17 protein-coding genes and 1 riboswitch are annotated in these 15,628 nt (G+C 38.5%); of the genes, 6 read left to right on the top strand and 11 right to left on the bottom strand.

All coding sequences use genetic code 11. The features are described from left to right. Window positions 1-61: 61 nt before the first annotated feature. From IEV57_RS11355 to IEV57_RS11365, 3 genes are read right to left on the bottom strand one after another with little or no spacing between them, the layout of a single operon-like run. Window positions 62-841, bottom strand: a complete 780-nt coding sequence (locus IEV57_RS11355; protein WP_229744412.1) for a glycosyltransferase family 2 protein — start codon at window positions 839-841, stop codon at window positions 62-64. Beyond that, window positions 838-1,668, bottom strand: coding sequence for an FkbM family methyltransferase (locus IEV57_RS11360; RefSeq protein ID WP_188442860.1), 831 nt, complete (start codon window positions 1,666-1,668; stop codon window positions 838-840). Before IEV57_RS11360 ends, IEV57_RS11355 begins: the two co-directional genes overlap by 4 nt. 36 nt (window positions 1,669-1,704) lie before the next feature. Beyond that, on the bottom strand, window positions 1,705-3,243 hold the full coding sequence (locus tag IEV57_RS11365; protein ID WP_188442862.1) for a SulP family inorganic anion transporter: 1,539 nt from the start codon (window positions 3,241-3,243) through the stop codon (window positions 1,705-1,707). 232 nt (window positions 3,244-3,475) lie between these two features. On the opposite strand from IEV57_RS11365, the gene IEV57_RS11370 reads away from it, so the two are divergent. After that, window positions 3,476-4,108: a methyltransferase domain-containing protein gene (locus IEV57_RS11370; RefSeq protein WP_188442864.1), complete on the top strand. Its 633-nt coding sequence runs from the start codon at window positions 3,476-3,478 to the stop codon at window positions 4,106-4,108. Window positions 4,109-4,316: 208 nt separating this feature from the next. On the opposite strand, the gene IEV57_RS11375 is transcribed toward IEV57_RS11370, so the two are convergent. Continuing rightward, entirely contained in the window at window positions 4,317-5,363 is a 1,047-nt protein-coding gene (locus IEV57_RS11375) for a hypothetical protein (protein WP_188442867.1), read from the bottom strand. A 473-nt stretch (window positions 5,364-5,836) separates the two neighbouring features. Between IEV57_RS11375 and IEV57_RS11380 the strand changes: the two genes are divergently transcribed. Next, the gene (locus IEV57_RS11380; RefSeq protein WP_188442869.1) at window positions 5,837-7,054 is read left to right on the top strand and encodes an MFS transporter; all 1,218 of its coding nucleotides are present in this window, start codon (window positions 5,837-5,839) and stop codon (window positions 7,052-7,054) included. 27 nt (window positions 7,055-7,081) lie between these two features. On the opposite strand, the gene IEV57_RS11385 is transcribed toward IEV57_RS11380, so the two are convergent. The 3 genes from IEV57_RS11385 to IEV57_RS11395 all read right to left on the bottom strand — a co-directional run bounded on the left by IEV57_RS11385 (window position 7,082) and on the right by IEV57_RS11395 (window position 9,677). After that, a complete protein-coding gene (locus IEV57_RS11385; RefSeq protein WP_229744413.1) occupies window positions 7,082-7,534 on the bottom strand; it encodes a putative toxin-antitoxin system toxin component, PIN family in 453 nt (150 codons plus the stop codon). Beyond that, the gene (vap15, locus tag IEV57_RS11390; RefSeq protein ID WP_188442871.1) at window positions 7,497-7,727 is read right to left on the bottom strand and encodes a type II toxin-antitoxin system VapB15 family antitoxin; all 231 of its coding nucleotides are present in this window, start codon (window positions 7,725-7,727) and stop codon (window positions 7,497-7,499) included. Before vap15 ends, IEV57_RS11385 begins: the two co-directional genes overlap by 38 nt. A gap of 669 nt (window positions 7,728-8,396) precedes the next feature. Further along, window positions 8,397-9,677, bottom strand: coding sequence for a voltage-gated chloride channel family protein (locus IEV57_RS11395; RefSeq protein WP_188442873.1), 1,281 nt, complete (start codon window positions 9,675-9,677; stop codon window positions 8,397-8,399). Window positions 9,678-9,745: 68 nt separating this feature from the next. Further along, window positions 9,746-9,812, bottom strand: a riboswitch (Fluoride riboswitch). A gap of 138 nt (window positions 9,813-9,950) precedes the next feature. Between IEV57_RS11395 and IEV57_RS11400 the strand changes: the two genes are divergently transcribed. Next, window positions 9,951-10,844 (top strand): TIGR01777 family oxidoreductase, encoded by an 894-nt coding sequence (locus IEV57_RS11400; protein ID WP_188442875.1) that lies wholly within the window; start codon window positions 9,951-9,953, stop codon window positions 10,842-10,844. Window positions 10,845-11,152: 308 nt separating this feature from the next. Here IEV57_RS11400 and IEV57_RS11405 read toward each other — a convergent pair whose 3' ends face one another. The 4 genes from IEV57_RS11405 to IEV57_RS11420 are packed head-to-tail and all read right to left on the bottom strand — an operon-like array spanning window position 11,153 to window position 12,031. Beyond that, window positions 11,153-11,329 carry a PLDc N-terminal domain-containing protein gene (locus IEV57_RS11405; RefSeq protein WP_014772112.1) on the bottom strand — a complete coding sequence of 59 codons (177 nt, stop codon included), beginning with the start codon at window positions 11,327-11,329 and terminating at the stop codon, window positions 11,153-11,155. 5 nt (window positions 11,330-11,334) lie between these two features. Beyond that, a complete protein-coding gene (locus tag IEV57_RS11410; protein WP_188442877.1) occupies window positions 11,335-11,541 on the bottom strand; it encodes a PLDc N-terminal domain-containing protein in 207 nt (68 codons plus the stop codon). Between the two features lie 5 nt (window positions 11,542-11,546). Continuing rightward, a complete protein-coding gene (locus tag IEV57_RS11415) occupies window positions 11,547-11,804 on the bottom strand; it encodes a PLDc N-terminal domain-containing protein (RefSeq protein ID WP_188442879.1) in 258 nt (85 codons plus the stop codon). Then, window positions 11,801-12,031, bottom strand: coding sequence for a PLDc N-terminal domain-containing protein (locus tag IEV57_RS11420; protein ID WP_188442881.1), 231 nt, complete (start codon window positions 12,029-12,031; stop codon window positions 11,801-11,803). The genes IEV57_RS11415 and IEV57_RS11420 overlap by 4 nt, the downstream gene beginning before the upstream one ends. 89 nt (window positions 12,032-12,120) lie before the next feature. Here IEV57_RS11420 and IEV57_RS11425 point away from each other — a divergent pair, with 89 nt between their 5' ends. From IEV57_RS11425 to IEV57_RS11435, 3 genes are all read left to right on the top strand, one after another. Beyond that, on the top strand, window positions 12,121-14,685 hold the full coding sequence (locus tag IEV57_RS11425) for a M14 family metallopeptidase (RefSeq protein ID WP_188442883.1): 2,565 nt from the start codon (window positions 12,121-12,123) through the stop codon (window positions 14,683-14,685). A gap of 25 nt (window positions 14,686-14,710) precedes the next feature. Next, window positions 14,711-14,893 carry a hypothetical protein gene (locus IEV57_RS11430; RefSeq protein WP_188442886.1) on the top strand — a complete coding sequence of 61 codons (183 nt, stop codon included), beginning with the start codon at window positions 14,711-14,713 and terminating at the stop codon, window positions 14,891-14,893. Window positions 14,894-15,008: 115 nt separating this feature from the next. After that, on the top strand, window positions 15,009-15,620 hold the full coding sequence (locus tag IEV57_RS11435; RefSeq protein WP_188442888.1) for a hypothetical protein: 612 nt from the start codon (window positions 15,009-15,011) through the stop codon (window positions 15,618-15,620). Window positions 15,621-15,628: the final 8 nt, after the last annotated feature.

Below are 15,628 nucleotides of genomic sequence, written 5' to 3' on the forward strand. Positions count from 1 at the left end.
AATAAATCCCAATTCAAACTAGAATAAATAGAGACTGTCTTAAAAATGACTGTCTCTATTTTCATTTACCAAGCCATTTCATTAAAGTATTATAAGGCTTTGACCAAGTACGCTGAAACCTGAGTGGTCCATTGAGTTCTCGCTCAAAAAAATCTGCATGTTTGGCATTCAAATAAGCTATTCGCTGTCTTTTCTTCGTATTGGTCCCAGTCTTTTTCCTTTTACTTTCGGGAGTCATTCTATAGTAAAAACCGATAAATGGAAGCTGCACGACTTCCCCCCCATTTTTGAGCATTTTGATCCAAAATTCCCAGTCTTCTCTACCCATCACCATATCCTCTGAAAATCCTCCAACTGCTTCAAAATCCTGCTTTCTGAATAAGGAAGCAACAAAAATCATGTTGTCACGCGCAAGCTGATAGCTAGAAAAGGGCTTTAATTTCCAAAACTTCTCCCCTGCCTCAGAGAATTTCACTGCCTTGCAGTACACTACTTTTACGCTTGGCTTATTTCTTAGTGTATCAATGGCCTTTTCTATGTATTCAGGAGCTATTTTATCATCCCCATCCAATGGTAGAATTATTTCTCCTGATGCAGCTTTGACACCTGTATTTCTTGCTTTTGCAACACCTCCGTTTTTTTGGTCGATGACATTGATTTCTGCGTGAGCCTTTTTAAGCTGCTCGGCGATCAGCAAGGAATCATCAGTGGAACCATCATTGACGATGATGATTTCAAGCGGTCTATAAGTAGAAGTCAATACAGAATCGACTGTTTCCCTTAGATACTTCCCCTGATTGTAGCATGGAATGACGACTGATACCATTTCATTATTCATCATGCAAAATATTTTTGGAATTGTATATTCTCTTTTTTTAGAGCCAATGTATTTGGTCCAAACTTTCTCGTATTGTAACCTGCATCTCTCAATTTTTTGAGATAGGTTTGATAGTCAGATTCCTCTAAACCAACATTTTCAAATATGATGGCTTCTGGATTGGTATTTTCAATATCAAATATCCTAATAACTTCTAAATCATAACCTTCCGCATCAATCTGCAGGAGATCTATTTTTCCAATTCCAAATTTCTTTAACAAGGTTTTAGGAGAAATGACTTCAACATTTTCTTCGCTGATCCATTTGCTTTTATCTTGAGGAATTTCAATCCCAAACTTTGAACAATTGATTTCGACAATTCCATTTTGAAAAGCGTCTTCAATTTTCTCCTTGGAAAAAGATGTCAAACCGGTCGCCCATCGCATGTCTGAGAAAGCAATTTTATAAATTGGTAAAAAGCCATCCTCCTCGCCTATTGCAGCACAAAGGGTCACTATCCCTTTGTTTTTCGCATAGATTTTTTTTAAAAATTGATGAAATACACCCGATTGAGGTTCCAAAAGAACACCCTTCCAATTGTCTCTTTTGATGAATTTATGAATAGGGTCATGCGTAATTCCGTCATTGGCACCGATTTGAATTACTGTAAATTCCTTTTTTGATAAAGAATAAGCATTCAAAAACCCGCTCAAACTGCCTTCCTTTGGGTTGTAGAAGTATTTATAAAACCCAAGAAAGATTGGATTATTGGAAGCGCTGAGATTAAATCTCAAAGACTTCCATTGACTTTGTAACTTTCTTTTGATTGGTAAAATTGACAAAGCGGACATTAGCGTTGGTTGATATTAAGGATTAAAATTAAACCTCTAATCTACAATAATTTTGAAACTTGGGTCATCATCAGTGTAATTAACATTGATGATTTTTTCTGCTTTTTCCAACAAAACCTTACTAGAAGTATTCAAATGACGGATATAGACAGTCTTTCCTAGTTTCTCATATCGCTCAGTTACCTTATGAACAGCATCTATCCCTGAGTGATCGACAATTCTACTCTCGGCAAAATCAATGACGATTTCATCAGGATCATTGGTTGGATCGAACTTCTGTCCAAAAGTCAACGCCGATGCAAAAAACAAAGGTCCAAAAACTTCATAATGCTTGACGCCATTTTCGTCTACACGTTTTCTTGTACGGATCATTTTAGCATTTTGCCAAGCAAATACCAAAGCTGAAATAATCACACCAATCAACACAGCCAGGGCAAGATTATGTAAGAATACTGTCACTAAGGTTACAATCACCATAACCAAAACATCATGAAAAGGCACTTTCCTGAAAACCTTCAAAGACGCCCATTCAAAAGTACCAATTGCAACCATAAACATCAGCCCCACCAATGCAGCCATTGGAACCATTTCTATATAAGTAGAAAGGAAAAGAATGAATACCAAAAGTCCCACAGAGGCAATGATTCCAGAAATTCTGTTTCTACCGCCTGCGTTCACATTGATCAAAGACTGACCAATCATCGCACAGCCGCCCATACCACCAAAGAAGCCTGTGGTAAGATTCGCCACTCCTTGCGCTACACACTCCTTATTACCATGACCTCTAGTTTCTGTGATCTCATCAATCAAAGTCAAGGTCAGCAAGCTCTCAATCAAACCCACCCCAGCCATAATCGCAGAGTAAGGCAAAATGATCATCAAAGTCTCCCAGTTTAAGGGAACTACAGGCAAATGAAACTCTGGTAATCCTCCACTGATCGAAGCCAAATCACCAACAGTACGGGTATCAACCCCTCCAAAAATCACAATCAACGAGATTGTCAAGATCGCTACCAAAGCAGATGGCACTGCGGTGGTCAACTTTGGCAAGAACTTAATGATGACCATGGTCAAAGCCACCAGGCCAATCATGATGTAAAGTGGGCTACCTGTCATCCATTCTACTACACCTTCAGCCGTGGTGAATTTGAATTGATCAAATTGAGACATCGCAATTACAATTGCCAGCCCATTCACAAAACCGAACATTACAGGGTGTGGAACCAGTCTGATCAATTTCCCAAGTTTCAAGACACCAACCAAAATTTGGATCAAGCCCATCAAAACCACTGCTGCAAAGAGATACTCAACACCATGCTGAGCAATAAGCGCTATTACGACCACTGCGATTGCTCCAGTCGCCCCTGAGATCATCCCCGGTCTACCTCCTAAAATTGAGGTAATCAAACCAATAATAAATGCGGTATATAATCCAATCAGCGGACTCACTCCCGCTATCAATGAAAATGCAACTGCTTCAGGCACCAAGGCCAAGGCTACAGTCAAGCCGGATAATACTTCGTCTTTCAGATTTGCCTGCGTGGGTTTAAATAGGCGATAAAACATCTGTGTCATAACTTTATAAATTTAATAGGAAGCGGTAAATAAAAGGTACATAATCACCCTCCTAATCAATTGAAAAGGGGTGATCTAACATAAAAAATATGTTTCAGGGTGGAGTACAAGTCATTGCTTAGGCTTGTGATTTGGTGAAAAGAAGTCGCAAAGCTACTCTTTTTAGAAGCAAAAGACAATTTGTTCTTTGGAATGCTGCTGTTGTGTTATTTTTTTTCTTCAATTTTAACAAATGTTTTACAGCTGTCCACTTTGTTTATCACCTAATCAAAACTTTGCGTTCAAAGGAGAATTTACACATTGTTTGGTATGTGATCTAATCTTTAGAGCGCCAAAAGCCTCCTTTACTGGATTAGGAGAGAAAAAACACTATCTACTGCATCAAAATGGCCCACAGCATGATGGTTATGTTTCATTTTTGAAAAGAGCCATTGATCCTATCGAGACCCATCTACTGCCAAATCTCCAAGCTTTGGATTTTGGTTGTGGTCCAGGCCCAGCTATCAATTACATCCTTCAATCTTATCAAATCTCCTGTGATAATTATGATCCTTTTTTCTTTCCCGAAGGGATCAAGGAAAAATCCTATGACTTTATTTTTGCTACAGAATGTGTAGAACATTTCTTTCACCCAAATCAAGAATTTGAGAAAATCCTTGGGCTTTTAAAAGTAGGCGGGTACCTTTCTATGATGACTGAAATCCACCCTGGTTTAAATAAAATCAATGATTGGTATTATATCAAGGATGCTACACATGTTAGTCTTTATTCTGAAAAAACTTTTATGTGGATAGCTTTAAAATACAAACTCAAGCTGGAATATACCGATCAAAAAAGAGTTGTGGTTTTTAGAAAAACTGGTTAAAATTCAATCCCTTCCCATGTTAGCGCATAGTCATATCCACTCCAATTCCCCAAGTCATCACTTGAGGGCAATTGAGATTTGATCTCCATCATTCGGCAGAATCGCCTGATTAGAGCACGAAAGCGGTAAGAATTATGGGTATAAAAAAAAGGAAGACTCATTGAGATCAGTCTTCCTTTTGTATTGGCGTCAAAGTTCATTTTGAAACTTATATTTTCTTATTGAAATACTGAACAAGTTTGAAGATCTCTTGATCTAAAGCTTTATTCGCCATCTCAAATCGCTCTGGAGTATTGACAGACTCTCTTACGGAGATGTAATAAGTCAATTTATCTTCAGAAGGTACAAGAGAAATACTTACTCCTTCTACTGTTTCGATTTTTAGAATATTCGTTCCTGAAATTGGGTACTGATAGACTTTATCAGTCAAGATATTCTTTTTCACGCCTTTATTGAAATCTGTCACTGCACTCACGGAGAAAATCTCCTCTAAGAATTTTGGACTCTTTCTGACTTCTGACATGAACTTATTCAACTGCTTTCTGTGGATGTCCAAGCTTAGGTCAATCGCCACTGCTTTCTCTTTGAAAAAGCCGTTGTAGTAATATACTTCAAGAAGTGCATCGTAAATAGTCAGATCCTTTAATCTCTGAACTCCTTCTAAGATCACCAATTGCTCTACCATATCTTCAAAACTCAAATCAGAATGCATTACTTGCTGATCTATATTGAATCCAGCAACAGGCGCATCGGCAAATTTGGCATTGGTTTCTTTGAACATTGGCTCCAAACCTCCAAGAGGAACTACCTGATCTATGGTCTGCACATTGCCTTTTCGCGCTACCACATCAAGCAAATCAGACATCAGAATAGACTTCAACAGTTGCATCCCAGCATACTTTTCAGATTTAATCCAATCTTGAAGTAATACGGCGGCTACTTGATGTACATTCAGTACCATAAATGCGCCAGCAACGCCTCCTTTTTTCACAACCAAAGAGACTTTGTTATCCTCAGGTTCTACCGCTACGATGATATTGTAACCTTGTTCTTTGGCCTGATCAATGGCAGGCTTCAAAGAAGTGAAATTGAATATTCTATCTTCCGGCGCCTCTTCCAGTACAAGTTCTCCAACTTCATCAGCAGACTGAGCGAGCTTTTTGGCTAGCGTTGTTTGCTTGTCATAAGAGACAAGGAGTACTTTATTTTGTATTGTAGTCGTCGGGGCTGCTTGAACTTCTGATTCTGTATCCATATTTTTATTTATTTCTCGAATTCACTATAATTTAGCTGACATTCCTTAGAGTCATATTCGATTGAATGCCTTTTTTTGGCAGCGGGTTTGGTGCGTTGTGCTGAGGCCTTCGTGCGTTCAAAAAATCACAACCTTAAATTCCGTTAATCTTTACAGCTAATTATTCCTCAAATTTACACATTCTATCAAGGACTCAAAAGCCGATGGTAACAATTCATTCAAAATAACACATTATTTATTCTGATTTGAAATAAAAAAACCAAATAAAGAGATACGATCGATCTGTTGAAAGTTGAAAAACAGTTTATAATTTTTTACTGAGGGTAGCTAATTCCAAGAGATAGCCTCTTTGCTGATGAAGTCTGAAAAAGTAGATTCGAAGACGCTTTTTGTAAATTGTCCGTACCTTACAAGGAATTTCAAACCTATCTATTCCAGTGAATTATTTTCAATTTATTCAAAAGCACAAAGTTATGGTGTTTTTCGGCATCATGATGACAGCGCTGTCCAGTTTTGGGCAGACTTTTTTACTTGCACTCTACATTCCATTTTTGATTGAGGAATTTGCACTTTCCAATGGACTGATCAGTACATTTTATGGTGTAGCGACGATTGCATCCGCAGCAATGCTGCCAAAAGTTGGGAAATTGATCGATACCATTTCTCTAAAAAAATTCACTTTGGTTACTACTTTTCTGTTTTTAGTGGCTTTGGTATTTTTCAGTTTTGCTCAATCATGGTGGTATATCCCAATTGCATTTTTGGGATTGAGGCTCGCAGGCCAAGGTTTGTATTCTCACATTGCGATCACGACTATGTCGCGATATTTTGTAGAAAATAGAGGAAAGGCCATCTCCTTGGCTTCCTTGGGGCATCCGCTTGGTCAGGCGGTATTGCCAGCAATCATTCTCTTGGTAATCACGCAGATCGGTTGGAGGGAATCATTGTGGATTAATGCCAGTTTGGTCGCTGTGATTGTGACGGGCTACACGCTTTTTGTAGTGAAGCCGAAGCATTTGGTGTCTGAGAGTATGGAGGGGATTTCGGATGCTCAAAAGGACAAAAAAACTGTCAAAGTAAGGCAGAGAGATATCATGAAGTCCAAAGCATTTTTGCTTTTGGCTCCCAATATCTTTTTTATCCCATTTGCTATTACAGGACTTTTCTTTTATCAATTCCCAATCGTAGAGTTCAAAGGATGGAGCGTTGGAGTAATCGCGGCAGGGCTGACCGCTTATGCTATTTCAAGTACGGTGAGCATCCTGACAGCAGGTCCTTTGATCGATAAATATAGGGCTAGGACTTTCTTTCCATTCTATTTGATTCCATTTCTGATGGGGATATTTGTGATTTGGTTTGGCCAATCTCCAGTGACTATGTATGTTTATATGGTTTTGATTGGACTATCGACTGGTTTTGGAAATGCCACCATAGCAGCACTGCAAGTGGAGTTTTTTGGGCAAAAATATATCGGGACGGTGAGGAGTCTGTTTACCTCCTTGATGGTTTTGAGTTCGGCTGTTGGTCCCGCGCTTTATGGGATTCTTTTGGATACAGGTTTTAGCTTTGATGTGGTCTTTGGAGTGACGGCTTTGATTTTGGTTTTGATTATTCTCCAATCTTTTCGCTCCATTCCCAAATATTCTCGAGCAAAATGGAAGTATAAGTTGAGGAAGCGGAGGGGGAAATAATTTAATAAAATTAAGGAATTCGATTTATCATGTATTTGAAGTGAATTTATCTAATTCAATCTCAAAATCGTTTGGGGATAAAATTCGAGCGTTTTTAAAAGGATTTTGCTCTAATAAGTCTTTGTCACCAGTAATCAAAAAATTTGCATTTGAAAATTCAATTAAATCTAACAAAAAATTGTCCTTAGGATCTCTACATGAAAAATTTATAGGCTTGATTTCAATTAATTCTCCAACTGTTTCCAAAAGGTCTAACAAGTCCTGAACACTTTGCTTTGGGAAATATTTTTTAAGTTTTTCACGAGTCGTAACTAATTCAATTTCATTTAAAAGCTGCGGTGTGATTATAATTATGATTTTACCATTGGAAATGAAATTCTTAATTCTTGATAGTCGCTTTCCAATCAAAAAACTAATCCACACGTTGGTGTCAAAAATAACTCTAACGCTTTTTGTTATCATATATTTCTTGCCTAACACTTTCTACTTCTTCATTGACTACATTCAAATCGATTTCGTCGGATTTAAATGTTTTAAGGAGAAGAGATAACTTACTATTAATAGCTTCTTTTTCCAATTCCTTCGAAAGCTCAAGTTTTTGCTTCGTGGAAAGCTGTTTAACAATAGAAATTACTTGTTCAAATGTTAAATCTATTTTTAATGCTGTTTTCATAATTTTATTCAAAACTTCCTAATCAAATCTACATAAAAATATCGATAAAAGTTTCCGTCTGATTAAATTGTAGGGTAAGGTAAAAGCGGTAATTTAATTTATAAAGAAAATTACAATTTATTAGATGCCTGCATGATCCTTAGTGAAAACACAAGCTATTAATCGTCTATTTTTTTCAAAATTATTATAAAGTAGTTACAAGTGTTTCTTATAAATCATTTTTTAATGAACGTCACCATACTATTAAATTGCATGTAAAAATAGGCACATTACAACATGCTTATTTGATACAAAAATGTAAGAATAAGCAATTTTCAAAAGATTTTCCCTCTTATTTGAACAGGGGTAAGCTGGGAATGTAGTGGGATTTACTTTTTGGGATTTTGGATCAATGCCACCTCTGCAGCTAAGAAAAAGTTCAACCCAGTAAGACGCTAGGCAGTCCCATAAGGGTTAAATATCTCAATATAGCTTGTATGTATAATAAATTGAAAATTGATCCAATTCCTCCACGATCCTTCGTGCCCTTTGCGGTAAACATAAAACAATCAAACCAACATAGTCTATGTAAGGGATATATTCTTTATTCCTCTATACAAAAAATCAAAGTCATGCTACCAAAGTCAAGTCTTGATTCTTGCATCGTATCTCTTAATTCTTATTTCTCATCTAATCCCCTATTTTATTTCCTTTCTGCCCCATTCTCAACTTGCTTTTGGGTGAGCCGATGATTTGGGAATTGTATATTCCTGAGTGTCCGCTGAAGATATAGGCGGTCACACAAGCTATTCCTATAAAAATTCCAGACTCAGCACCAAAGAGTTCTATACCCATTAGCGTACAAGCAAGCGGCGTATTGGTAGCTCCCGAGAAAACTCCCACAAAACCCATTCCTGCCAAAAGTGCAACAGGCAAGGGAATCAAGAAAGCTAGTGCATTTCCTAAGGTGGCGCCGGTGTAGAATAATGGCGTTACTTCTCCCCCTTTGAAACCTGCCCCGAGAGTTAAGGATGTCATTCCAATTTTTGCTAAAAAATCATACCAAGGCAAATCCTCTGAAAAAGCCTCCACAATTGTCGGCACACCCAATCCAATGTACTTCGTCGTCCCCATTACAAATACAAGCAAAGCAACCAAAACGCCCCCAACCACAGGTCTCAAGGGTGGGTATTTGATATATTTTTTGAATATTTCACTCCAAAAATGTGTCGCTTTTGCAAATAATCTTCCCCCCAAACCAAAGCATATTCCAGCAGGAATAATCCATAGCAAATTGATCAAATTGAGGTTGGGTAAAATAGGGATTTCGTATTGAGTATGGTGGACTTGCCATAATTCCGCACAGGCATAATGTGCTACAAATGCGCCGATAAAAGCTGGCAAAATCGCTTCATAGCGGATTCTTCCAATGACCAACCACTCCAAAGCAAAAACTGCCCCCGCTAAGGGTGTCCCAAATACAGAAGCAAAACCTGCTGCCACTCCAATGGTAATCAATATTCTACGGTCTTCTTTTTTGAGCTTAAACCACTTCGTAAACTGATCCGCTATGGCGCCCCCCATCTGCACCGCCGTACCCTCTCGTCCTGCCGAACCCCCAAAAAGATGTGTCACTAGCGTTCCGAAAAGCACCAAAGGAGCCATTCTAAGTGGGATGGTTTGCTGTGGATTATAGAATTCCTCCAAGAGTTGGTTGTTCCCCTTGACGACATTCTGACCATATTGATGGTATGTCCAGCCAATTAGCAATCCGCCCAAAGGCAATAGCGCAATGATCCAAATATTGGCCTCCCTATATTCGGTAACCCAATGCAGGGAAACCAAAAATACTGCTGATGCAGAACCTGCCAATAATCCGATCACCGCGGCTATCAAAAGCCATTTGATGGTAAACTCTAAACTCGGGAAAAACTCTTCTTTTGAAAACTCTTTAATTTTTAAATATGCCATAGCCCACTCCAACAAGAGATAAAGGTGAAATCTTCCATCGAGAAATCCCGATTAGAAAGAAAATGAAAGTTGAAGTAGGAGTCATCAGCACCAAAAATGGGCGGTTGAAGGTGGAACCCCATCACCTAAGTAGGACAAAAATAGAAAATAATGCTTCCAAAGCTAACCTTAGCCTTTCCTTTTTTATCAAAATAATAATGCCTAACTTTTAATTATTAAAACAAAGACACCCTTAATTGATTATTTTAACTAGGAAAAGTAAACCAGCAAAACATGAAAAACATTTTGATCACAGGAGGATCTGGATTGGTAGGAAAACGAATCACAGCACATTTAGAAGCGAAAGGACATGCAGTCGCGTGGCTTAGCCGATCTCCTGATAAGTACAAACAAAAATCATTTTCTTGGGATGTAGATGCGATGCAAATCGACCAAGAAGCCATTGAATGGGCTGACGCTGTCATCCACTTGGCAGGCGAAGGTGTGGCAGATAGCCGCTGGACGGCCAAGAGAAAGCAAGCGATTCTTCATAGCCGAACACATTCCACTCAAATCTTGGCTGAAGCTATTTCCAAGGCAGAAAACAAACCGAGTTCATTTATCGCAGCTAGTGCTGTTGGGTACTATGGATTTAGCACAGGGAATGATGTGATCACAGAAAACAGTCCTGCGGGGGATGATTTCTTGGCTCAAGTGGTCATCGCTTGGGAAAATGAAAGCAAAAAACTAGAAAATCATGGTTTGAGAACGGTCATGTTGCGAATCGGTATCGTGCTGGATGAATCTGGTGGAGCGCTTAAAGAAATGCTCAAGCCACCTGTTGCCGCTCCATTGGGTTCGGGTGACCAATGGATGAGTTGGATACAGATTGAGGATTTGGCGAGGATGTTTGTCTTTGCAATAGAAAATGAATCCTTATCAGGTGTGTTCAATGCCGTAGGCCCAAAACCAGTAACAAACAGAACACTCACTCAAAGTGCTGCTAAGAAAATCAATAAGCTGTTTGTTGGTGTTGGTGTTCCTGCATTTTTGTTGAAAATTATCTTAGGGGAAATGGCACTGATGGTCCTTGGAGGAAACAAAGCAAGTTCCAAAAAAATAGAAGCCGCTGGTTTCCAGTTCCGATATCCGAGCATCGAAGAAGCGCTGGAGAAGACTTTTAAATAGTTGGTTGTAAGGTTTTAAGGTAAAAAAGTTTCAAAGTTGGTGGGGTAGCTAAGAAATAATTTTAAGGTTGGAAAGTTTTAAGGTTTTAAGGTTGATGGAGTAGCGAGATTTTGTTGATCTGCAGAGTAAAAAAGCTTTGTGCCCTTTGTGAAAACTTGGTGCTCTTCGTGGTTAAAAATTTTTGAAGAAGATTTAGAATAATAAAGTAATGTCCACACTTTATCACTTTGTAGAACTCGTCCGCCGTAGCGGATTATAAAAAAAACATAACTCCGCTCCTACCCTGACTTTGCGAGAAACTAACTGTATTAAGAAGTCCCCTTCCTACCGAAGAGAAACCAAAGAATGGTACCAAGAAGTGGCAAAAACAACACTACCAGTATCCATACGATTTTGTCATTTCCTCCACCACCGAATTTTCTTGTCAACACATCATAAATCGTGTAGGCGTAAATCAAAAGGCCTACTATTCCTAATCCAAACATAGTATTTATTTTATAGGTGGAAGATTATTTACTTTTTGTTTTGGCGCTATGATCCAATAGAAAATTGCTCCAAAAGGTTTGGTAAAAATGATAACCAAAATCCAAACCACTTTCATATCCGAATCTTTAAATTTTGACTCGAATGCGTCAGATAGCGTTATTACCCAAAACAACATGAGCAACAAGCCTACGATCACAATAGGTAAAGTCATCGGATCTATTTAAAGTGATTAAATTGATTGAAATTATTGTTTTTCTGATTTGGTGCAATAATCCAATAGATAATCACCCCAAGGAAATTAGCAAATAAGACAATGAGAATCCAAATCAGCTTCATATTTGGATCTTTGAAATTAGACCTGACTATATCCACTAAAGTAATGATCCAAAAGACGAAAAAAGCAAAAGCTACTATCGAAAAGAGAATCAATATAAAACTTCCGGGACTTATACCTCCTATAAATGATAAATTCATCTGTATCTCAGTTTTTGTTTTCTAGCAAAATGACCGTAAAGGAATGGTGCTACAGGATTCAGAAAAACCAGAAGTAGCAACCAAAGCATCTTTATTGAATTATCCGTAAATTCGGACTTTAGTAAATCTACCAAACTCCAAATCCAAAGTATTCCATAAAGTACCATCGTAAGCAAAATGGCGTTTGGAATGAAGCCTGACATAGAAGAAGGTGTTATAAATTCCATGTTCTTTTATTTAAAATGAAAAAAGAAGAAAACGAATCTACTAAAAATAGTTTAAATCACTCTAATTACAAGCATAAAATAATTCAAATATGATGTTTAAAAGAAGTTTATTCCTGTTCCTTAGCTTTATTACTACGGTAAGTTTCGCGCAAATTGATCTCCAATATTATCTTCCCGAAAACCACACCTACAATCCAGCGGTCCCTACACCTAAGGAAGTGTTGGGATTTGAGGTCGGTGAATGGCATGCTTCCTACGATCAGGTGGTTATGTACATGAAAACCCTTGCGGCTGCCTCCGATCGGGTAACGATCCAAGAAATCGGAAAAACATACGAGCAAAGACCACAGCTCACTCTGACCATCACAAGTCCATCGAATCACAATCAGATAGATAAAATCAAAGCAGAAAGAAAAAAACTCCGTAAGCCAAATGCGTCTGTAAATATCAAAGATATGCCCATTGTCGTTTACGCAGGTTATTCTGTTCATGGCAATGAACCTTCTGCGGTGAATACTTCTTTGCTAGCTGCCTATCACTTCGCTGCGGCCAATGAAATTGAATCAGATTTGGAAGATGTTATCATTTTGATTGATCCTGCTTTGAATCCTGATGGAGTCAATAGATTTGCTTCTTGGGTAAATTCCCACAAGAGCTATGTTCCAAACGGCGACCCTGTCAATAGAGAACTGAATGAACCTTGGCCTAGAGGAAGAACTAACCATTATTGGTTTGACTTGAATAGAGATTGGTTACCAGTACAGCATCCTGAATCAAGAAATCGCGTGGCAGTGATCCAAGATTGGTTGCCCAATATTCAGCTTGATTTTCATGAAATGGGAACCAACAGCACCTACTTTTTCCAACCTGGAGTACCTTCGAGAAATCACCCTTTGACCCCAAAGAAGAACTTTGAATTGACTGAGAAAATCGGGCAGTATCATGCCAAGTACCTTGATAATATTGGCTCACTTTATTACAGTCAGGAGGATTTCGATGACTTCTATTACGGAAAAGGCTCCACCTATCCTGATGTACAAGGTTCGATTGGGATACTATTTGAGCAAGCCTCTTCGCGAGGACACCTTCAGGAAAGCATTTATGGTCCTGTGAGATTTGAGTTTACGATCAAAAATCAATTTACAACCACACTTTCTTCCTTCGAAGCCGCCGTAGAGATGCGTGAGGAAATGAACAAATACCTCAAAGACTTTTATGCAGAGGCAAAATCTGAGTCCGATGTAGATACCAACAAAGCCTATATTTTTGGAGCTGCAGAAGATGGTGGAAAAATTTTCCACTTGGCTGACATCATATTGCAGCATGACATTGATGTCTTTAGCTTGAAAGAAGACATCTCAGTCAACGGAATGGAATTCAAAAAAGACAAAGCCTATATCGTTCCACTCAACCAACCCCAATACAGGTTGATCAAAGGGATTTTTGAAACAAGGACAAGTTTTGCAGACAGTCTTTTCTACGATGTGTCCGCGTGGACGATGCCCATGGCATTTAATATTAACAATATGGCTTTGAGTAGTCGAATTCTCAATTTGGCCAATGTAGAGCAAGTCGATAAAAGCTTGAAACTTCCAGAAGGGAAGGTTATCGGTGATGCAGGCGCTTATGCCTATGCTTTTGAATGGACTGAATATTACGCGCCAAAAGCTGCTTATGAGTTAATGGACAAAGGCTATCTAGTCCGCGCAAGTCATGCCGAGATGGAAGCTGAGGGTGAAGTCAAATTCAAAAGAGGAAGCATCTTCATCAGCAAGGGATTGTCAAAAGTAAGCGATCAGGAGTTTTATAATGATCTCCAAGCAACTGCCAAAACCTCAGGCGTAGAAATCTATGCCATCAGTAGTGGCTACACCAAAGGAGTCAATGTGGGATCTCCAAGCCTTGATGTATTGAACAAACCAAGTATCGCAATGCTGGTAGATGGAGGTGTTTCGAGCAGTGAAGCTGGAGAAATCTGGCATTTGCTTGATCAAAGGTATGAAATGCCGATCACGCTAATGCCTATGGATAGATTCAATGGAACAGATATTAATCGATACAATACGATCATCCTTCCAAATGGGAGTTATTACAGTTTAGGAAAATCAGGTGCCGAAAAATTGAAAGACTGGGTAAGCGCTGGTGGGACATTGATCGCTCGAGGTTCAGCTTTGAATTGGTTGGATCAAAATGAAATCGGTTCTTTCAAGTTCAAAGTTGATTCAGAAGATCTAAAGGAAGAAAGCGCAATTCAAAAACCTTATGCCGATTACAGTAATGCTACCGGAGCAAGAGTGACAGGCGGAGCAATCTTCAATGTCAAACTTGATATCACACATCCACTAGGATATGGCTATACAAGTCCTGATTTATTTACTTTCAGAAGTGGAAATCAATTTATGATTCCTGCTGACAACCCTTATGCAAACCCAATGATCTACACTTCAGATCCCTTGGCAAGTGGCTATGTTCATCCTAGTAATCTAGAGCAGATGAAAGATTCAGCTGCCATTCGTGTAGCTACAGTTGGACGAGGTCGAGTGATCGGGTTTGTAGATAATCCCAATTTCAGAGCATTCTGGTTTGGCACCAACAAATTGTTTATGAATGCGATTTTCTTCGGGAGTACCATTAATGGAGGGACGGGGAGATAGGTTTTTGATTAGAAGATGTTTTATAATGATAAACCTCAAGCAATTGGAATTGCTTGAGGTTTATCATTCAGAATCAGCACAGAAAGATGTCAGGGCTAACGCCCCTTTTAGATTTGATATACCCGATGTTTTCTACGAAGATGACAGGGCTAAAGCCCCTGTCTGTGATATGATGAAGAGCTTAGATTCTGACAAAAAAATAATATAAGATAGGATTCATGCTGAGATTAAGGGTGAATCTATTCTTAGAGAAGTTAATAATTCCGAAGGTGGGTATACCAATGTAATTACTACGCCAAAAGCTTTAAACGCATGTGATTGATATGAAAACATTATTAAAAGTACTCATTGCCGTAATTGGGTGTGCTTCCTGCCAATCTAGGGAACAAGAAGAGATATCTGCATTGCTCGAGACAATTTTTGAAAAAAAAATAGCGAGAGGAGATTCTATTTATCTTGTACAAGATGCGGTATTGGAGTGGGAAGGTAATGAATTCGAAAAGAATTGTAATCTTTTCTGGCTAAAAGAACTCTTTAATCACGCAGTACCTAAGAGTATTGATTTATCAAAAATCTATACAGAAAAAGATATTGAGCATATATGTCTTGAAAATGCCAAACCTTATAAGTTCTTGCCTAATCAACTACATCCGCAGATTAGTCTTGTACCAAAGGAAAGAATTGACAAAATGATTACTTCCTTAGAGGAAAATGTAAAAAGAGGAGGACCTATTTACATTACCGAGGAAATGAATAAGTTTACATATTATGAAAAGCTTTCTAGACCAATTTTTACTAAAAACTATAAGTATGCAATTATTTACGCGCAGTCAGTTTGTTTTCCAGATCCCTGCGTTGGCCCAAAGCTAGTTATTTATGAAAAAATTGAGGGAGTTTGGAAATCACTAGGGGGTATGAACTTCTATTTGGTTTAACTAAAGTT

Origin of the sequence: Belliella aquatica (assembly GCF_014637795.1) — a bacterium.
Taxonomy (GTDB): Bacteria; Bacteroidota; Bacteroidia; order Cytophagales; family Cyclobacteriaceae; genus Belliella; species Belliella aquatica.